We start from the raw sequence: 17,716 nt of genomic DNA, 5'->3' as shown, positions 1-17,716 counted from the left end.
ACGGTCGTTGTGACCGTCACGTTCTGCCGGACCCGCGCCCCGGCGCGCAAGACCCGGTCACCGCGGGTCTCCCCGTGGCGAGCGGCGACGCGATACCGTGGCGTTCCTTTTCCCCACATGATCCTCGTGGCCGCCCTGGAGGTTCCGTGGTACAGGCGTACATCCTGATCCAGACGGAGGTCGGCAAAGCGTCGACCGTCGCCGAGACGATCAGCAAGATCCCTGGGGTCCTCCAGGCCGAGGACGTCACAGGACCGTACGACGTGATCGTCCGGGCCCAGGCCGACACCGTCGACGACCTCGGCCGCATGGTGGTCGCCAAGGTCCAGCAAGTGGACGGCATCACCCGCACCCTGACCTGCCCGGTCGTACATCTGTAGCCCCCGTCTACCCTGTGCCGGTGAACTCTTTCCGTCACCGGCACCGTTCTGTTCTCCGCGTTGTCCGCCTGCCCGCTCTCGCGCTGTTGATCACTGCGACGGGCTGCTCATCGGCAGACGACAGCGCGTCGGCGGCGGTTCCCAGTCCGGGCGCGAAGGTCACGGAACTGTGCCGGAACCTGGACAAGGTACTGCCCGGGAAGGTGGACGGTGAGCGTCGCGAGGATCCCGAGCCCGCGTCGGCACTGACGGCGGGCTGGGGCAGCCCGGCGATCATACTTCGCTGCGGTGTGCCTCAGCCGCCCAAGATGGTCGATCCCGGGGTCGCCGGAGGCCATGATCCGGATGCGGTGGCCGGGGGTGTGAACGGCGTCGACTGGCTGATGGAGAAGCAGAATGACGGGGGGTACCGGTTCACCACGGCCAATCGTGAGGTGTACGTGGAGGTCGGGGTGCCGAAGGGTGTGGACAGCTCGGGTGTGCTGATCGATCTGGCCTCGGCTGTGAAAAAGGCGATCCCCGAGGGGATCGCCTCCTGAGCGCCGTGCGGCTCCGAGTCGGTCAGCGCAGGCCCGTCGACCGGTGAAGAGCCGCCTGGACGAGGCGGTCCACCAGCTCTGGGTAGCTGACGCCGCTCGCCTGCCACATCTGCGGGTACATCGAGATGGGCGTGAAGCCGGGCATCGTGTTGATCTCGTTGATCACGAACTCGCCGTCCTCGGTGAGGAAGAAGTCCGCGCGGACCAGGCCCTCGCAGGACGCCGCCTCGAAGGCCTCCACCGCCAGGCGCTGGACCTCGGCGGTCTCCTCCGGCGTCAGCGGGGCGGGGACGATGCCGGGCGTCGAGTCGATGTACTTGGCCTCGAAGTCGTAGTACGCGTGCGCGTCCGGCGGCGGGATCTCGGCCGGGACCGAGGCACGCGGGCCGTCCTCGAACTCCAGGACGCCGCACTCGATCTCACGGCCGCGCAGCGCGGCCTCGACGAGGATCTTCGGGTCGTGCCGCTGGGCCTCGGCGATCGCCTCGTCGAGGCCGGCGAGGTCGTCGACCTTGGTGATGCCGATCGACGAACCCGCGCGGGCGGGCTTCACGAACAGCGGCCAGCCGTGGTCGCCGGCGAAGTCGACGATGCGCTTGCGGGCGGCCTGCTCGTCCTGCCGCCACTCGCGCGGCCGGACCACCAGGTAGGGGCCCACCTTCAGCCCGAACGAGGTGAACACCCGCTTCATGTAGTCCTTGTCCTGGCCCACGGCCGAGGCGAGCACGCCCGACCCCACGTACGGGACGCCGGAGAGCTCCAGGAGGCCCTGCAGGGTGCCGTCCTCGCCGTACGGGCCGTGCAGCACCGGGAAGACCACGTCGACCTCGCCGAGCGCCTTGGGCACCGATCCCGGCTCGCTGTAGACGACTTCGCGGTTGGACGGGTCGACGGGGAGGATCACGCCGCCCTCGTCGGACTCGGCGAGCACGTCCACGCTCGGCTGCCGCCGGTCGATGATCGCCATCCGCTCCGGTGCGTCCGCCGTGAGCGCCCAACGGCCGTCCTTGGTGATGCCGATCGGCAGGACGTCGTACTTGGTCCGGTCGATGGCCTTGAGGACGGCGCCGGCGGTGACCACGGAGATCCCGTGTTCGGAACTGCGCCCGCCGAACACGACGGCCACACGCGGCTTGCGAGGCGGCTGCTCAGGGCTCTGGGGGAGGTTCTCGGTGCTCATATCGGCTTGAGAGTACCCGTTGGTAGGGCCCGGAGTCAGCGCCCGCCGCCTCGCGTCGCTCAGCGTCGTTCGGGCTTCGCGCTGCGCGACATCAGCTCCTTGAGAGCGACCACCGGGGGCTTGCCCTCGTGCACGATGCCGACGACCGTCTCCGTGATCGGCATGTCGACGCCGTGCCGGCGGGCCAGATCCAGCACCGACTCGCAGGACTTGACGCCCTCGGCGGTCTGCTTGGTGACCGCGATGGTCTCCTGGAGGGTCATGCCCTTGCCGAGGTTGGTGCCGAACGTGTGGTTGCGGGACAGCGGCGAGGAGCAGGTGGCCACCAGGTCGCCCAGGCCCGCGAGTCCGGAGAAGGTCAGCGGGTCGGCGCCGAGCGCCATGCCGAGCCGGGTGGTCTCGGCGAGGCCGCGGGTGATGAGCGAGCCCTTGGCGTTGTCGCCGAGGCCCATGCCGTCCGCGATGCCGACGGCCAGCCCGATGACGTTCTTCACGGCTCCGCCCAGTTCGCAACCCACCACGTCCGTGTTGGTGTACGGGCGGAAGTACGGCGTGTGGCAGGCGGCCTGAAGCCGCTGGGCGACGGCCTCGTCGGTGCAGGCGACCACGGCGGCGGCCGGCATCCGCGCGGCGATCTCACGGGCCAGGTTGGGCCCGGTGACCACGGCGATCCGGTCCGGGCCGACCTTGGCCACGTCGTCGATGACCTCGCTCATCCGCATCGCGGAGCCGAGTTCGACGCCCTTCATCAGCGACACGAGGACCGTGTCGGGCGCGAGCAGCGGCGACCACTCGGCGAGATTGCCGCGCAGGGTCTGCGAGGGCACCGAGAGGACCGTGAAATCGGCGTCCGCGGCGGCTTCCGCGGGATCCGTGGTGGCCCGCACGTTCTCCGGGAGCTCGACGCCCGGGAAGTAGTCGGGATTGGTCCGGGTGGAGTTGATCGCCTCCACGAGTTCCGGGCGGCGCCCCCACAGGGTGACCTCGCACCCGGCGTCGGCGAGCACCATGCCGAAGGCCGTGCCCCACGAACCGGCGCTCAGCACCGCTGCCTTGACCGGCTTGCTCACTTGCCCAGCCCCTCTTCCTGCACGGTCTGCCCGGACTTCTGATGTGTCTGCGCCTGGGTGCGGCGCCGCTGTTCGATCCGCTCCCGGCGCGGGTCGTAGGGCGTCTCGGGCGCCTTCTCGCCGCGGATCTCCTCCAGCTGGTGGGTCACCGCGGCCATGATGACCTCGGTGGCCTCCTTCAGGAGCTCCGCGGTCATCTCCCGGTCGTAGAACCGCGTGAGATCCACGGGCGGCCCGGCGAGCACCCGGTGCGTCTTGCGCGGCAGCAGGTTCGGCTTCTTCGCGTACGGCGGCAGCAGCTCGTTGCAGCCCCACTGGGCGACGGGGATGACCGGGCACTTGGTCTGCAGGGCGACGCGCGCGGCACCGGTCTTGCCGGTCATGGGCCAGCCCTCCGGGTCGCGGGTGAGGGTGCCCTCGGGGTAGAAGGCGACGCATTCACCGCGGTCCACGGCGTCGATCGCGGCCCGGAAGGCGCTGAGCGCGTCCGTGCTCTCGCGGTAGACGGGGATCTGCCCGGTGCCGCGCATCGCGGCGCCGACGAATCCCTTCTTGAAAAGCCCGCTCTTCGCGAGGAATCGCGGGACGCGCCCGGTGTTGTACTGAAAGTGCGCGTAAGCGAAGGGATCGATGTGCGAATTGTGGTTCACCGCGGTGATGAATCCACCCTCGGCCGGAATGTGCTCGATTCCGCGCCAGTCCCGCCTGAGCAGAACCACCAGCGGCGGTTTGCAGATCACCGCGGCCAAGCGGTACCAGAAGCCGATTCTGCGGCGGGGCACGCGGACACCTTCCTCTAGGGCCTGAAAGCGGGGGCCACCGGGGGCCGCACAAGTGTCGCCCCAGGCCGCCGGTCTGTCGAGAACACCGTACGCCCCGACACGCCGCCCGCCCGAGGCCCCGGGTGACAATGACCGCGACAAGAGAGGGACGGAACATCTGTGCAGTGGACCTTGGTCGTACCCCTGAAGCCCCTGGCCCAGGCCAAGAGCAGGCTCGCTGACACCGCGGACGACGGGCTGCGGCCGGACCTGGCCCTCGCCTTCGCCCAGGACACGGTGGCGGCGGCGCTGGGCTGCCCCGCGGTGCGGGATGTGGCAGTCGTCACGGACGACGCCCGGGCGGCGCGTGAGCTGACCGCGCTGGGCGCCGCGATCGTCCCGGACGAGCCGGGCGGCGGCCTCAACGCCGCCCTCGCGCACGCGACGGGGGTCGTTCGGTCGGCCCGCCCCGGAAGTCCGGTGGCGGCACTGAACGCCGATCTTCCTGCGCTGCGCCCCGCGGAATTGTCCCGGGTACTCGAAGCCGCCGCGGAATTCCCGCGCGCATTTCTCCCGGACGCGGCCGGAATCGGTACGACCTTGCTGGCGGCTGCCCCCGGGCGGCCATTGTTCCCGGCGTTCGGCACCGATTCCCGGGCCCGGCACCGGGCCTTTGGCGCCGTGGAACTGTCCCTCACCGCCGTGGACTCGGTCCGCCAGGACGTGGACACCGGCGACGACCTGCGCAGTGCGCTGGCCCTGGGGGTCGGCCCTCATACGGCCGCGGCCGCCGCGCGGTTGCTGATACCCGGGCAGTAGGCTGCGGCCATGCAGGCCACCGCGTACACGTACGACCCCGAAAGCCGCAGCGGGCAGGTACTCCTGGACGACGGCACCCCGGTCCCCTTCGACGCGGCCGCGTTCGACGCGGGGGGCCTCAGGCTGCTGCGCGTGGGGCAGCGGGTGCGGATCGAGGTGGAGGGCCCCGAGAACGCCCCCAGGATCACTCTGGTGACCCTGCAGACCCTCTGACCACTCCCTGAACACACCGCGGGCCGGACTCCGTGCGGGAGTCCGGCCCGGCGCGTGAGTACCCCGGTGCCGCTACTTCTTGCGGGCGGTGGTCTTCTTCGCGGTGGTCTTGCGCGCCGTCGACTTCTTGGCGGGCGCCTTCTTCGCGGTGGCCTTCTTCGCCGGGGCCTTCTTGGCCGTGGTCTTCTTCGCGGCGGTGGTCTTGGCGGCGCCCGTGGTCTTCTTCGCGGGTGCCTTCTTCGCCGTGGTCTTCTTCGCGGCCGCCGTCTTGGTGGCGGCCTTCTTCGCCGTCGTCTTCTTGGCGGTGGTCTTCTTCGCGGCGGCGGCCTTCTTGGTGGTCGCCTTCTTCGCGGCGGCCTTCTTGACCGTGGCGCCGGCGCCGCCGGTCAGGCTGCCCTTGGGCGCCTTCTTGACGGAGACCTCGCCGCCACGCGGCAGCTTCTTCGAGCCGCTGACCAGGTCCTTGAAGCCTTGGCCCGCGCGGAAGCGCGGCACGGAGGTCTTCTTGACCCGAACCCGCTCGCCCGTCTGGGGGTTACGGGCGTAGCGCGCCGGACGGTCGACCTTCTCGAACGAACCGAAGCCGGTGACCGAGACCCGCTCCCCCGAGACGACCGAGCGGACGATGGCGTCCAGTACGTGGTCGACAGCATCGGCGGCCTGCTGGCGGCCGCCCATCTTGTCGGCAATCGCTTCTACGAGCTGCGCCTTGTTCACGTCTTCCCCTTCGGAGACATCGCCAGAACGAAAGTGTTCAAGCTTTTTCGCACGTTAGGCAGATATATACCGCAAATCAAACACGAAACGGGCTTCTCACCCTTGTGCCGCAACGAACTCGGCGGTGTCGTCAGGTTCAGCGTTCCTCGTCGGGGATTCGTCCCTCGTCGAGGTCCGCGGTGAACCGCTCCAGCCGCCTTGCCGCGTCGGCGAGATCGTGCTTGGCCGCGGCCGTAATGACCAGCAGCTTCCGGGTCAGCGCCATCCGTACGCCCTCCGGGACTTGCAGTGCGCGCACCCTTGCATGCGCTTCCTTGAGTTGGCCCGCGACTGCCGCATAGAGCTCGAGTTGGCCGTCGTGTTCCATGCACAGATTGTGCCATCTGGGGCGAGTTGTCGCCTGCGCAGGGGACAACTGCCGCCCCAAACGGCCTTCCAGGCACACGCGGAAGTCGCGGCTGTACATCTCGCGTACCCCAACAACCACCGGCGTAACGCGGGAAGTTGACAGCCGGGCCGGGCTCGGGCAGGGCCGTTCGGGTGCAGACACGGCTGTACCCCCGATCGGGCTGATCGGGGGTACAGAGGGGGTGTTGCGGTGGCCGAAAGTCGCCTTGTCCAGGCGCGGCCGGCCGTGCTCCGGATCAGATCTGGAGCGTCTGCGGCTTGAAGGCGGGGCGCTTCGCCTCGTACGCGGCGATGTCCGCCTCGTTCTGGAGGGTGATCGAGATGTCGTCGAGGCCGTTCAGCAGCCGCCAGCGGGAGTTCTCGTCCAGCTCGAAGGAGGCGGTGATGCCCTCGGCGCGCACCTCGCGGCTCTCCAGGTCGACGGTGATCTCGGCCTGCGGGTCCTTCTCGGTGAGCTCCCACAGCGCGTCCACGGTCTTCTGCTCCAGGACGACCGTGAGCAGGCCGTTCTTGAGCGAGTTGCCGCGGAAGATGTCGGCGAAGCGGGACGAGATCACGGCCTTGAAGCCGTAGTTCTGCAGCGCCCAGACGGCGTGCTCACGGGAGGAGCCGGTGCCGAAGTCGGGGCCGGCGACCAGGACGGTCGCGCCCTCCCGCTCGGGCTGGTTGAGCACGAACGAAGCATCCTTGCGCCAGGCCTCGAACAGCCCGTCCTCGAACCCGTCCCGCGTGACCTTCTTGAGCCAGTGGGCGGGGATGATCTGGTCGGTGTCCACGTTGCTGCGGCGCAGCGGGACGGCCCGGCCGGTGTGGGTGGTGAAGGCTTCCATGATTCTCAGACTCCAGCGGGCGTACGGGTGTCGGCGGCGGACAGGTCGGCCGGGGAGGCCAGGTGCCCCAGGACGGCGGTGGCGGCCGCGACCTGCGGGGACACCAGGTGCGTACGACCGCCCTTGCCCTGCCGGCCCTCGAAGTTGCGGTTGGAGGTGGACGCGGAGCGCTCCCCCGGGGCCAGCTGGTCGGGGTTCATGCCCAGACACATCGAGCAGCCCGCGTGCCGCCATTCGGCGCCGGCGTCCTTGAAGACGACGTCCAGACCCTCGGAGACGGCCTGCAGACCGACCCGCGCGGAACCCGGGACGACCAGCATCCGTACGCCGTCGGCGACTTTGCGGCCCTGCAGCAGCTCGGCGGCGGCGCGGAGGTCCTCGATGCGGCCGTTGGTGCACGAGCCTACGAAGACGGTGTCCACCTTGATGGACCGCAGCGGCTGCCCGGCCTCCAACCCCATGTACTCCAGGGCCTTTTCGGCGGCGTAGCGCTCCGATGCGTCTTCGTACGAAGCGGGGTCGGGGACGGACGCCGAAAGCGGTGCGCCCTGGCCCGGGTTGGTGCCCCAGGTGACGAACGGGGACAGTTCGGCGGCGTCGATGACGACCTCGGCGTCGAACTCGGCGTCCGCGTCCGTCCTGAGCGTCTTCCAGTACTCGACGGCGGCGTCCCAGTCCGCGCCCTCGGGGGCGTGCGGGCGGCCCTTGAGGTACGCGAAGGTGGTCTCGTCCGGGGCGATCATGCCCGCGCGGGCACCGGCCTCGATCGACATGTTGCAGATGGTCATGCGGGCCTCCATCGAGAGCTTCTCGATGGCCTCGCCGCGGTACTCCAGCACGTAGCCCTGGCCGCCGCCGGTGCCGATCTTCGCGATGATCGCGAGGATCAGGTCCTTGGCCGTGACGCCCTCGGGCAGTTCGCCGTTGACCGTGATCGCCATGGTCTTCGGGCGGGACATCGGCAGCGTCTGGGTGGCCAGCACGTGCTCCACCTGGGACGTTCCGATGCCGAACGCCAGCGCGCCGAAGGCACCGTGCGTGGAGGTGTGCGAGTCGCCGCAGACGACGGTGGTGCCCGGCTGGGTCAGGCCGAGCTGCGGGCCGACGACGTGCACGACGCCCTGCTCGACGTCGCCCAGCGGGTGCAGCCGCACGCCGAAGTCGGCGGCGTTCTTGCGCAGCGTCTCCAGCTGGACCCGGGAGACCGGGTCGGCGATGGGCTTGTCGATGTCGAGGGTGGGGGTGTTGTGGTCCTCGGTGGCGATGGTGAGGTCGAGGCGCCGGACCGTGCGGCCGCTCTTGCGCAGACCGTCGAAGGCCTGCGGGCTGGTCACCTCGTGCAGCAGGTGCAGATCGATGAAGAGAAGGTCGGGCTCGCCCTCCGCGCGCCGGACGACATGGTCGTCCCAGACTTTCTCCGCGAGTGTCCTACCCATCGCTGTTCCCTCCGGCCGACGACGATCCGCCGGCCCAACTAGAGATCTTGAGGAGGCGGGCCCCTGCCCCGGATTCCGGGCATCCGCCGCCAGGCCCGTACGTCACGGGCCGTTGTGACTTCGTGTCTTCCAGAGTGGCGGGTTCCACGGAAAATTGAACTTGCGTTTCACAGAGTGAGACGCGAGTATCGTTTCATGGACAACAGTAGCGGCGTCGGCGTTCTGGACAAGGCGGCCCTCGTCCTGAGCGCTCTGGAGTCCGGTCCGGCCACCCTCGCGGGCTTGGTCGGCGCCACCGGACTGGCACGACCCACGGCCCACCGCCTGGCCGTGGCGCTGGAACACCACCGCATGGTGGCGCGTGACATGCAGGGCCGTTTCATTCTCGGCCCCCGTCTCGCGGAACTGGCCGCGGCCGCTGGTGAGGACCGCCTCCTCGCCACCGCCGGCCCGGTGCTCACCCACCTCCGTGACATCACGGGCGAGAGCGCGCAGCTCTATCGCCGCCAGGGCGACATGCGCATCTGCGTCGCCGCGGCGGAGCGCCTGTCCGGACTCCGGGACACGGTCCCGGTCGGTTCGACGCTCACCATGAAGGCCGGTTCCTCGGCGCAGATCCTCATGGCCTGGGAGGAGCCGGAGCGGCTGCACCGCGGTCTGCAGGGCGCCCGCTTCACGGCGACGGCCCTGTCGGGTGTACGACGCCGTGGGTGGGCCCAGTCGATCGGTGAGCGTGAGCCGGGCGTCGCGTCCGTCTCCGCGCCGGTGCGGGGGCCGTCGAACCGTGTGGTGGCCGCCGTGTCGGTGTCCGGGCCGATCGAGCGGTTGACGCGTCACCCGGGGCGGATGCACGCGCAGGCTGTGATCGACGCCGCCGGGCGTCTCTCCGAGGCGTTGCGGCGCACCGGCTGAAGCAGCGAGGCGTTCTCGGGGAAGGCCGGCCTCAACGCCGCGGCAGGCTTTCCCCGACTCAGCGCCATGGCAGGGGCGGTTTCGTCGTCGCGTGCGGGCCGTCAGTGGTTGTTCGCGCGGTTCCCCGCGCCCCCAAAAGCCAAGGAGTCCCTCCACCGAAGTGGAGGGACTCCTTGTAGGTGTACCCCCGACCGGATTCGAACCGGCGCTACCGCCTTGAGAGGGCGGCGTGCTAGGCCGCTACACAACGGGGGCGTGGACACTGCGTTTCCGCAGGTCCGAGCTGGTCTACCTGGACTCGAACCAAGACTAACTGAACCAGAATCAGTCGTGCTGCCAATTACACCATAGACCAATGTGGTTTAGACCAGTCAGTACCCCCGACCGGATTCGAACCGGCGCTACCGCCTTGAGAGGGCGGCGTGCTAGGCCGCTACACAACGGGGGCCCTAGCAGTTCCGAGATGATCGTCGACCCTTCGGAACCAGTACCCCCGACCGGATTCGAACCGGCGCTACCGCCTTGAGAGGGCGGCGTGCTAGGCCGCTACACAACGGGGGCCTTGCAGATAAGCTCTGCGAGCTGGCCTACCTGGACTCGAACCAAGACTAACTGAACCAGAATCAGTCGTGCTGCCAATTACACCATAGGCCACTGGAACGCAAGCCCCTGAGGGGGTCCTTGTTCTAGTTGTGCGCCTGGGGGTTTCTGCCTTTCGGCCCGCTCCCCGCGGCGCAGGAAGAACATTACCTGAAGGTGGACGGGGCTCCAAAACGACTATCCGTGCCGAGCAATGAGGGCAGTTCGGCGAGGGAGGCGATGCGGTGCGGCCCGATGGGCGGCTCGATCGTGGCGTGCGCACCACCGCGGTCGATCCAGACCGACAGCAACCCCGCGTCCGCCGCACCGCGTCCGTCGATCTCCGGGTGGTCGCCGACGTAGGCGACCTGGTGCGGAGCGAGGCCGATTGCCTCGCAGACGGCGTGGAAGGCGCGGGCCTCCGGCTTGGAGACGCCGAGCTCGGCCGCGCACAGGATGGCCTCGAAGCGGTCGTGGACGCCGAGGACGCGCAGCTTGCGGTCCTGGACGTGGAGGCTGGAGTTGGACAGCACGGCGTGCCGGTGGCTGGCGGCGAGGGCGTCGAGGACGGGCAGGACGTCCGGGAAGAGGGTCCAGACCTCCTCGTAGTGGGCGCGGTAGCGCCGGAACCACGCATCGGCCTCGTCGTCGGTCAGCTCCTGGCCCAGGAACACCCGTACGCGGTCGCGCCGCTGGGCCTCGAAGGTGGCCTCCCCGGCCGCGAAGCGCGCCCACTGCAGGTCGGTGATCTCCCGCCAGCGGGCGAGAGCCTGCTCGACGGTGTCGTAGTCGTCGAGCAGGCCCTCGGTCGTCAGGTGGGCGCGCATTCCGAGGCGGTCGGCGGTGGTGTAGTCGAAGAGGGTGTCGTCGACGTCCCAGACCACGGCTTGGATGCTCATGGTCCGACCGTACCCACCGCGGCCCGCGCTCAGCCCAGGGTCATCGTGCCGGAGAGCGCGAGGTCCGGCCCCCTGTCCGTCGCGGGAGTGGGCGGTGAGCCTCCAGGTGTAGCCGCCGGACGGAGCCGGAGGTGGGGGTGATCCGATGGATGGTCCGGTCGAGGCTGGAGGGGCCCGCGGTGGCCGGGGCGCCGCCGTCCAGGGTCGGGCCGATCCCGCCGAACGACGAGGTGAGCACGGTGCTCGTGGCGCCGGTGACGAGGGAGCGGGCAAGCAGCGCGGGGTCGGTACCGCCGGTGACGAAGCTCGGGTCGCCGAGCAGGAGTTGATCGCCCACGACGGCTTCGAGCCGGGCGTCGGACCTGGTGAGGGCGGTGGGTTCGGTGCCGGGCTCGGCGTCGACCCGGATCGCCTGCCGGTCGGCGACCAGCCGGCGGTCGCTGAAGGCGGGCTGCGGGGCCGCGGTGTCACCGGTGACCTACGTGCGGAAGGCCCCGTCCGCGAAGTCGACCAGGCCCACGGACGTCTTTCCGTCCAGCGCGTGGACGATCGCGAGGCGGCGGACCGAGCCGCCGTCGAGGTAGGCGGTGGGCCGGGCGCCCGCGGGGAAGCCGGTGACCGGGGTGTCCTCGGTGAGGCCGTCGGCGACGGCGCGCAGCACGTGCAGGGTGCCGGTGCCGTCCATGGTCGGCACGCTCCAGCCGACGGCGTCCCGGAAGGCCTGGCCGGAGGGGATCGTGACGGTGGCGGTGACGCCCGTGGAGCGGTGCTTCTGTGTGACCGTCCGGCCGCTGCGGGTGGTCACGACGTCGGTGCCGGTGGCCAGGTCGTCCGGGCCGGCGTGCGCGGGCGGGACGACGTCGGGGTAGTCCACCGTGGTGACGGTGCCGCCCGTGGCCGCGCGGTACTGGAAGCCGGACGCGCCCGCCCACGGGTGGTCGCCCGACAGGCGCTGCTCCGTGACGAGCCGCACGGTGCCCACCGGGTCGTCGACGGCCGGTGCCGCCTGCGCGGGTGCGGTGAGTGCGGTGCAGGACAGGGCCGGCACCCCACCGATGGCCGCGTGGACACGTCTTCGTGAACGGCTCATGGCCTCTCCCCCGGCACCAGGGTGCACACGCGCACCGTGTGCACAGGGGGATCCAACGTCTCCTCCGGAGACGGGGGTTGGCCGGAGGGGTGAATACCGGGTGACGGCTGGGCGGACACGGCGAGGGCGGCGCCCGGACCGGACGCCGCCCTCGTGGTGTGTGCTCTGTCTCGTTACGCGGCCAGCTTCGCCAGGGCCGCGTCGATCCGGGCCAGGGTCGTCTCCTTGCCCAGGACCTCCAGGGACTCGAACAGCGGCAGGCCGACCGTGCGGCCGGTGACGGCGACCCGGACGGGCGCCTGCGCCTTGCCGAGCTTGAGGCCGTGTGCCTCGCCGGCGGCCAGGACGGCCTCCTTGAGCGACTCGGCGGAGGTCCAGTCGGCGGCCTCCAGCTTCTCGCGGGCCGTGCGCAGCAGGGCGTCCGAGCCCTCCTTCATCGCCTTGGCCCAGGACGCCTCGTCCTCGACCGGCTCCGGCAGGAACAGGAAGTCGACGTTCTCGGTGATCTCGGAGAGCACCTTGAGGCGGGTCTGCGCGTGCGGGGCGATCGCCTGCCACTTGGCCTCGTCGAAGGCCTCCGGGGCCCAGGGGGCGAACGGGGCCTGGAGCCACGGGCGGCAGCGCTCGGTGAAGTCCTTCACATCGAGCAGGCGGATGTGGTCGGCGTTGATGGCCTCGCACTTCTTCAGGTCGAAGCGGGCCGGGTTGGGGTTCACGTCGGAGATCTCGAACGCCGCGACCATCTCGTCGATCGTGAACACGTCCTGGTCGGCCGAGAGGGACCAGCCGAGCAGGGAGAGGTAGTTGAGCAGGCCCTCGGGGAGGAAGCCGCGCTCCCGGTAGAGGTTGAGGGAGGCCTGCGGGTCGCGCTTGGAGAGCTTCTTGTTGCCCTCGCCCATCACGTACGGCAGGTGGCCGAAGGACGGGATCTGCTGGGCGATGCCCAGCTCGAGCAGCGCCTTGTACAGGGCGATCTGGCGGGGGGTGGAGGAGAGCAGGTCCTCGCCACGCAGGACGTGGGTGATCTCCATGAGGGCGTCGTCGACCGGGTTGACCAGCGTGTACAGCGGGGCGCCGTTGGCGCGGACGATGCCGTAGTCCGGGACGTTCTCCGGAGTGAAGGTCAGCTCGCCGCGGACCAGGTCGGTGAAGGTGATCGTCTCGTCGGGCATGCGGAAGCGGACGATCGGCTTCCGACCCTGGGCCTCGTACTCCTCGACCTGGGCGTCGGTCAGGTCGCGGCAGTGGCCGTCGTAGCCGGAGGGCTTGCCGGCGGCGCGGGCGGCCTCGCGGCGGGTGTCCAGCTCGTCCTGGGAGCAGTAGCAGCGGTAGGCGTGGCCGGCGTCCAGGAGCTTGGCGGCGACGTCCTTGTAGAGGTCCATGCGCTGCGACTGGCGGTACGGCGCGTGCGGGCCGCCGACCTCGGGGCCCTCGTCCCAGTCGAAGCCCAGCCAGCGCATCGAGTCGAGCAGCTGGGTGTAGGACTCCTCGGAGTCGCGGGCCGCGTCGGTGTCCTCGATGCGGAAGACGAGCGTGCCCTGGTGGTGCTTGGCGAAGGCCCAGTTGAACAGGGCGGTGCGCACCAGGCCCACATGGGGGTTACCGGTGGGCGACGGACAGAAACGGACGCGTACGGGGGAGCCGGGTGCGCTAGCCACGCTTGACAACCTTGTTGGTGAGAGTGCCGATGCCTTCGATGGTGACGGCGACCTCGTCGCCGACGTTGAGGGGGCCGACCCCAGCCGGGGTGCCCGTGAGGATCACGTCGCCGGGGAGCAGCGTCATGGCCTCGGAGATGTTGACGATCAGGTCCTCGACGGAGTGGATCATCTCGCTGGTGCGGCCCAGCTGGCGCTGCCGGCCGTTGACCGTGAGCTGGATGGTCAGGTCACCGGCGTCCAGGTCCGTCTCCACCCAGGGGCCGAGCGGGCAGGAGGTGTCGAAGCCCTTGGCCCGGGCCCACTGCTTCTCGCGCTTCTGGACGTCGCGGGCGGTGATGTCGTTGGCGCAGGTGTAGCCGAAGATCACGTCCTTCACGCGCTCGCGCGGGACCTCACGGCACATCCGGCCGATGACCACGGCCAGCTCGGCCTCGTGGTGCAGTTCCTCGGAGAAGGACGGGTACTGGATCTCGTCACCGGGGCCGATCACCGAGGTGGACGGCTTGAAGAAGGCGAACGGGGTGTCGGGCACCTCGTTGCCCAGCTCGCGCGCGTGCTCGCCGTAGTTGCGGCCGAAGGCCACGACCTTGTTGGGGAGCACCGGCGGCAGGAGCCTGACCTTGCTCAGCGGTACCTTCGTGCCGGAGAGCTCGAAGTCCGCGAACGGGATGCCCTTGATGATGTCCAGGACGAGTTCGTCCTGCTTCTCGCCCTCGATGGCGCCGAAGGCGACGTTCCCGTCGATGGAGAACCTGGCGATGCGCACGGGATGCTTGGCCCCTTGACTGAAGCGGCTGGAGTCTGACGCTCCAGGCTAACGCGGGGAGGTGTCCCCGCCGCGCGCACAAGGAAGGGGCGTCCCCCGCCTGCGGGGGGGCGCCCCTCGATCTTCGTGTCCCGCCGCCCTGAGTATCCGGCGGCCGGTGCGCGTACTACCTGGTGTCACTCCGCGGCCGCGGCGGCCGCGACGGGGACGTCATCGAGGACGGTGCGCTTGGGGTTGGCGGTCTGGGTGGGGAGTTCGACGCGGTGCTCCGGCTGGTCCGGCGTCTGCAGTTCACCGGCGTCGTCGAGGTGCGCCAGCGTCGTGCGTCGCGGGTTGGCGATCTTGTGGAACATCGTCGTCGTCTTCACTGTTTACTTGACCCTGTTCTGTGACGGGCACCGGGAGGGCGCGTAGGAACCCTCGGACGGGTGCGGGTTGTCGGTTTTGCCAACTCTGTAAAGCGTCAGGCTAAACATGGGATTCCCGGCGCAATCGCGAGGAGAGCATGATCGGCATGTGAGTTTTCTCACGAATCAGGGGGCGAATCGGTCAATTCGGGCCGGCCTGCCACCCCACCGAAACGGACATTGACCCACTGAAGCCATCATTCCGCTCCTGATCATGGCGACTGGGACACCCGTCACGGCTCGACGACTCGCGGGCATACGCCCGAAATGGGCGAACTCACTTTCTACGCCCGGTGATCCGGCGCTCACGTGGTGTCACCTATGTCACGGCCTGGCCTACGGGCCTTGTTGGAGATCCTGTGCTGTGCTGGAATCTCACGGACCGCCGCAGGGATCGAGCCGGCGCACAGGGGGCGCACAGACGCGCCGAGTGGCGGCAAGAAGGGGGAGCCAGCGCCGGTTACCCACGACCACCACGGGGGCGTACTCAGGGCGTCCCCAGAACGCCGACACCGTGCCCCGCCGTTCATCCGACGGGGTGCCTGGTCCAGAGGTTGCGACGCTAGTGCAGGGACGTTTCAAGAGGGATGGCAACGCTTCGGCGGAGCCGGAGCCGCACGGCGGGACTGGCCCCATGAATGGCGGCCCCTCGCCCCAGCACGCCCAGAACCCGGGCCCGGCCGGTGACAGCGGTGAGCGCTCCGGGCGCCCCGGCGCGTCGGCCCCTCCGGGGCCCGCGAGCCCGGCTCCGCCCCTGAAGCCGCCGACGGGTCCGGTAGGCCCCGGACCGCGAATAGCCCTGCGCAACTGGCGCATCTCCACCCGTCTGGTGTCGCTGCTCGCGCTGCCGGTGGTCGCGGCCACCTCGCTGGGCGCGCTGCGTATCAACTCGTCCATGGACGACATCCAGCAGCTCGACAACATGAAGCTGCTGACGGACATGACGAAGCAGGCCACCGAGCTGTCCGCCGCCCTCCAGGAGGAGCGCGACCAGTCGGCCGGCCCCCTCGCGCACGGCGGCAAGGCGACCGACTTCACGGTCAAGGGTCTGCGCGAGAAGACCGACCGTGCGATGAAGAACTTCCTCGACAGTTCCGAGCAGATCGACGGCGCCAGCAAGGACGGAAACCTCAAGGGCGTCCGCGAGTACCTCGTCCAGCTCGCCGGCGAGCTGGGCGACCTGGAGCAGATCCGCAAGAGCGCCTACGCCTCCGAGGGCAACTCCACGCAGACCGTCGAGGCGTACCACCGTCTGATCGAGAACCTGATCGACCTCTCCCAGGACATGGCGGAGGCGACCAGCAACCCGGACATGATCCAGCGCACCCGTGCGCTGGCGGCCTTCTCCGCGGCCAAGGAGTACTCCTCGATCCAGCGCGCGGCCCTCGCGGCGGCGCTGCCCGCGAGCAACACCACGACCGGCAAGCTCTCGCCGAACGACCGGCTGTACGCCGAGTCGGCCCTGGAGAGCCAGAAGTCCGAGATCCGCAGCTTCAAGAGCATCTACGGCGAGGACTCCGCCGCCGAGCTGCTGAAGCCCATCGAGGACGGCGGCAACTCCACGATCAAGGCCACCGACACCTACGCGGGCCGCGCCCTGGTCTCCGCGAGCGGCCTGGCACAGCAGGACAAGCGCTCCTACCGCGACTGGCTGGACGACAGCTCCACCAAGATCCAGCAGATGAAGAACATCGAGCACACGCTGCTCGAGGAGATGGAACAGAAGGCCCGCGAGCTGCGCAGCGCCACCGAGCGCGACGCGATCATCTCCGGTGCGCTGATCCTGATCGTGCTCGGCGTGTCGCTGGTCGGCGCGTTCGTCGTGGCCCGCTCCATGATCCGCTCGCTGCGCCGCCTGGAGGAGACCGCGACGAAGGTCGCCTCCGACCGTCTGCCCGAGCTGGTCAAGCAGCTGTCCGAGTCCGACCCGCAGGACGTCGACACGTCCGTGGAGTCGGTCGGTGTGCACTCCCGGGACGAGATCGGCCGGGTGGCCGCGGCCTTCGACGACGTGCACCGCGAGGCGGTCCGCCTCGCCGCCGAGCAGGCCCTGCTGCGGGGCAACGTCAACGCGATGTTCACCAACCTCTCGCGCCGCTCCCAGGGTCTGATCCAGCGCCAGCTGTCGCTCATCTCCGAACTGGAGTCCCGCGAGGCCGATCCGGACCAGCTGTCCTCCCTGTTCAAGCTCGACCACCTCGCGACGCGTATGCGCCGTAACGGTGAGAACCTCCTCGTCCTCGCGGGTGAGGAGCCCGGCCGTCGCTGGACCCGCCCGGTCCCGCTGGTCGACGTGCTCCGTGCCGCCGCGTCCGAGGTGGAGCAGTACGAGCGCATCGAGCTCGCCTCCGTGCCGACCACCGAGGTGGCCGGCCGGGTCGTCAACGACCTCGTCCACCTGCTCGCAGAGCTGCTGGAGAACGCGACCTCGTTCTCCTCTCCGCAGACCAAGGTCAAGGTCACCGGTCACGCCCTGCCCGACGGCCGGGTGCTGATCGAGATCCACGACACCGGTATCGGTCTGTCGCCGGAGGACCTCGCGGCGATCAACGAGCGGCTCGCCTCTCCCCCGACGGTGGACGTCTCCGTCTCCCGCCGCATGGGTCTGTTCGTGGTCGGCCGGCTGTCGCAGCGCCACGGCATCCGCATCCAGCTGCGCCCGTCCGACTCCGGCGGTACGACCGCGCTGGTCATGCTGCCCGTCGACGTCGCCCAGGGCGGCAGGAAGCCGCAGCCCAAGCAGCCCGGCCAGCCGCCGCTCGGCGGTGGCGGTCCGGCCGCCGCGCAGGCAGCGGCCGGTGCGGCCGCGGCCCGGCGTGCGGCCGGTGCCGGCCAGGGCGCCGGCGCCCTCGGTGCCGGTCCGTCCGGTGGCGGGTTCGGCGGCGGCGCGCCGTCCGGCGGCGGCCGGCTGAGTGCCGGTCAGGGCCCGCGGGCCGCGCTGCCCGGGCGGGACGGGGACGGTGGCCGTCCGGGTGCGCCGGGCGGTGCGCGTGGACCGCAGGGTCCCGAGAAGTCCCCCTCGCTGTTCGAGCAGAGTGCTCCCGCCGCG

Annotated in this window: 19 protein-coding genes and 5 tRNA genes; 6 read left to right on the top strand and 18 right to left on the bottom strand. The window is 70.0% G+C overall.

Features of this window, described 5'->3' with window-relative positions; genetic code table 11:
* Positions 1-146 precede the first annotated feature (146 nt).
* Positions 147-380 carry an Lrp/AsnC family transcriptional regulator gene (locus tag SSQG_RS27800; RefSeq protein WP_003993216.1) on the top strand — a complete coding sequence of 78 codons (234 nt, stop codon included), beginning with the start codon at positions 147-149 and terminating at the stop codon, positions 378-380.
* Positions 381-400: 20 nt separating this feature from the next.
* The gene (locus SSQG_RS27795; RefSeq protein ID WP_039935470.1) at positions 401-919 is read left to right on the top strand and encodes a DUF3515 domain-containing protein; all 519 of its coding nucleotides are present in this window, start codon (positions 401-403) and stop codon (positions 917-919) included.
* A 22-nt stretch (positions 920-941) separates the two neighbouring features.
* Here SSQG_RS27795 and SSQG_RS27790 read toward each other — a convergent pair whose 3' ends face one another.
* From SSQG_RS27790 to SSQG_RS27780, 3 genes are read right to left on the bottom strand one after another with little or no spacing between them, the layout of a single operon-like run.
* A complete protein-coding gene (locus tag SSQG_RS27790; RefSeq protein ID WP_003993212.1) occupies positions 942-2,099 on the bottom strand; it encodes a D-alanine--D-alanine ligase family protein in 1,158 nt (385 codons plus the stop codon).
* Positions 2,100-2,158: 59 nt separating this feature from the next.
* Entirely contained in the window at positions 2,159-3,169 is a 1,011-nt protein-coding gene (locus tag SSQG_RS27785; protein ID WP_003993211.1) for an NAD(P)H-dependent glycerol-3-phosphate dehydrogenase, read from the bottom strand.
* Positions 3,166-3,951, bottom strand: coding sequence for a lysophospholipid acyltransferase family protein (locus SSQG_RS27780; protein WP_003993210.1), 786 nt, complete (start codon positions 3,949-3,951; stop codon positions 3,166-3,168). Before SSQG_RS27780 ends, SSQG_RS27785 begins: the two co-directional genes overlap by 4 nt.
* A 159-nt stretch (positions 3,952-4,110) precedes the next feature.
* On the opposite strand from SSQG_RS27780, the gene cofC reads away from it, so the two are divergent.
* Positions 4,111-4,749 carry a 2-phospho-L-lactate guanylyltransferase gene (gene cofC / locus SSQG_RS27775; RefSeq protein WP_003993209.1) on the top strand — a complete coding sequence of 213 codons (639 nt, stop codon included), beginning with the start codon at positions 4,111-4,113 and terminating at the stop codon, positions 4,747-4,749.
* Between the two features lie 9 nt (positions 4,750-4,758).
* Complete coding sequence (locus tag SSQG_RS27770; RefSeq protein WP_003993208.1) at positions 4,759-4,962, top strand: hypothetical protein; 204 nt, start codon at positions 4,759-4,761, stop codon at positions 4,960-4,962.
* 72 nt (positions 4,963-5,034) lie between these two features.
* On the opposite strand, the gene SSQG_RS27765 is transcribed toward SSQG_RS27770, so the two are convergent.
* The 4 genes from SSQG_RS27765 to leuC all read right to left on the bottom strand — a co-directional run bounded on the left by SSQG_RS27765 (position 5,035) and on the right by leuC (position 8,353).
* A complete protein-coding gene (locus SSQG_RS27765) occupies positions 5,035-5,679 on the bottom strand; it encodes an HU family DNA-binding protein (RefSeq protein WP_003993207.1) in 645 nt (214 codons plus the stop codon).
* Between the two features lie 136 nt (positions 5,680-5,815).
* On the bottom strand, positions 5,816-6,046 hold the full coding sequence (locus SSQG_RS27760; protein WP_003993206.1) for a hypothetical protein: 231 nt from the start codon (positions 6,044-6,046) through the stop codon (positions 5,816-5,818).
* Positions 6,047-6,323: 277 nt separating this feature from the next.
* Positions 6,324-6,917 (bottom strand): 3-isopropylmalate dehydratase small subunit, encoded by a 594-nt coding sequence (gene leuD, locus SSQG_RS27755; protein ID WP_003993205.1) that lies wholly within the window; start codon positions 6,915-6,917, stop codon positions 6,324-6,326.
* A gap of 5 nt (positions 6,918-6,922) precedes the next feature.
* On the bottom strand, positions 6,923-8,353 hold the full coding sequence (gene leuC, locus SSQG_RS27750) for a 3-isopropylmalate dehydratase large subunit (protein ID WP_003993204.1): 1,431 nt from the start codon (positions 8,351-8,353) through the stop codon (positions 6,923-6,925).
* Between the two features lie 195 nt (positions 8,354-8,548).
* Here leuC and ndgR point away from each other — a divergent pair, with 195 nt between their 5' ends.
* The gene (gene ndgR, locus SSQG_RS27745; protein ID WP_003993203.1) at positions 8,549-9,265 is read left to right on the top strand and encodes an IclR family transcriptional regulator NdgR; all 717 of its coding nucleotides are present in this window, start codon (positions 8,549-8,551) and stop codon (positions 9,263-9,265) included.
* A 182-nt stretch (positions 9,266-9,447) separates the two neighbouring features.
* On the opposite strand, the gene SSQG_RS27740 is transcribed toward ndgR, so the two are convergent.
* The 11 genes from SSQG_RS27740 to SSQG_RS41510 form a co-directional block, all read right to left on the bottom strand.
* Positions 9,448-9,520: transfer RNA gene (locus SSQG_RS27740), tRNA-Glu, on the bottom strand.
* A gap of 28 nt (positions 9,521-9,548) precedes the next feature.
* Positions 9,549-9,620, bottom strand: a tRNA-Gln gene (locus tag SSQG_RS27735).
* A 20-nt stretch (positions 9,621-9,640) separates the two neighbouring features.
* A tRNA-Glu gene (locus tag SSQG_RS27730) sits at positions 9,641-9,713 on the bottom strand.
* A 40-nt stretch (positions 9,714-9,753) separates the two neighbouring features.
* Positions 9,754-9,826 (bottom strand) — tRNA-Glu (locus tag SSQG_RS27725).
* A gap of 21 nt (positions 9,827-9,847) precedes the next feature.
* Positions 9,848-9,919, bottom strand: a tRNA-Gln gene (locus SSQG_RS27720).
* 92 nt (positions 9,920-10,011) lie between these two features.
* A complete protein-coding gene (locus tag SSQG_RS27715) occupies positions 10,012-10,743 on the bottom strand; it encodes an HAD family hydrolase (RefSeq protein WP_039933733.1) in 732 nt (243 codons plus the stop codon).
* Between the two features lie 40 nt (positions 10,744-10,783).
* Positions 10,784-11,080 carry a hypothetical protein gene (locus SSQG_RS27710; RefSeq protein WP_039933731.1) on the bottom strand — a complete coding sequence of 99 codons (297 nt, stop codon included), beginning with the start codon at positions 11,078-11,080 and terminating at the stop codon, positions 10,784-10,786.
* A gap of 141 nt (positions 11,081-11,221) precedes the next feature.
* Positions 11,222-11,833 (bottom strand): hypothetical protein, encoded by a 612-nt coding sequence (locus SSQG_RS27705; RefSeq protein ID WP_158681117.1) that lies wholly within the window; start codon positions 11,831-11,833, stop codon positions 11,222-11,224.
* A 173-nt stretch (positions 11,834-12,006) separates the two neighbouring features.
* Positions 12,007-13,491: a glutamate--tRNA ligase gene (gene gltX, locus SSQG_RS27700; RefSeq protein ID WP_003993200.1), complete on the bottom strand. Its 1,485-nt coding sequence runs from the start codon at positions 13,489-13,491 to the stop codon at positions 12,007-12,009.
* Positions 13,484-14,260, bottom strand: a complete 777-nt coding sequence (locus SSQG_RS27695) for a fumarylacetoacetate hydrolase family protein (RefSeq protein WP_003993198.1) — start codon at positions 14,258-14,260, stop codon at positions 13,484-13,486. Before SSQG_RS27695 ends, gltX begins: the two co-directional genes overlap by 8 nt.
* Positions 14,261-14,436: 176 nt before the next feature.
* Positions 14,437-14,628, bottom strand: coding sequence for a hypothetical protein (locus tag SSQG_RS41510; protein ID WP_158681115.1), 192 nt, complete (start codon positions 14,626-14,628; stop codon positions 14,437-14,439).
* Between the two features lie 604 nt (positions 14,629-15,232).
* Here SSQG_RS41510 and SSQG_RS27690 point away from each other — a divergent pair.
* A partial coding sequence (locus SSQG_RS27690) for a sensor histidine kinase (protein WP_158681113.1) occupies positions 15,233-17,716 on the top strand: 2,484 nt, incomplete at its 3' end.

It is taken from the genome of Streptomyces viridochromogenes DSM 40736, assembly GCF_000158955.1.
GTDB classification, from domain to species: Bacteria; Actinomycetota; Actinomycetes; order Streptomycetales; family Streptomycetaceae; genus Streptomyces; species Streptomyces venetus.
Note: the sequence above shows the minus strand (reverse complement) of the source record. Positions and strands in the feature narration are given on the sequence as shown.

What these genes read in the sequence shown, in the direction of transcription:
- SSQG_RS27790 (WP_003993212.1), bottom strand. Translation starts at nt 2,099, where the DNA reads ATGAGCACCGAGAACCTCCCCCAGAGCCCTGAGCAGCCGCCTCGCAAG.
- SSQG_RS27770 (WP_003993208.1), top strand. Translation starts at nt 4,759, where the DNA reads ATGCAGGCCACCGCGTACACGTACGACCCCGAAAGCCGCAGCGGGCAG.
- SSQG_RS27760 (WP_003993206.1), bottom strand. Translation starts at nt 6,046, where the DNA reads ATGGAACACGACGGCCAACTCGAGCTCTATGCGGCAGTCGCGGGCCAA.
- leuD (WP_003993205.1), bottom strand. Translation starts at nt 6,917, where the DNA reads ATGGAAGCCTTCACCACCCACACCGGCCGGGCCGTCCCGCTGCGCCGC.
- leuC (WP_003993204.1), bottom strand. Translation starts at nt 8,353, where the DNA reads ATGGGTAGGACACTCGCGGAGAAAGTCTGGGACGACCATGTCGTCCGG.
- ndgR (WP_003993203.1), top strand. Translation starts at nt 8,549, where the DNA reads ATGGACAACAGTAGCGGCGTCGGCGTTCTGGACAAGGCGGCCCTCGTC.
- SSQG_RS27715 (WP_039933733.1), bottom strand. Translation starts at nt 10,743, where the DNA reads ATGAGCATCCAAGCCGTGGTCTGGGACGTCGACGACACCCTCTTCGAC.
- SSQG_RS27705 (WP_158681117.1), bottom strand. Translation starts at nt 11,833, where the DNA reads ATGAGCCGTTCACGAAGACGTGTCCACGCGGCCATCGGTGGGGTGCCG.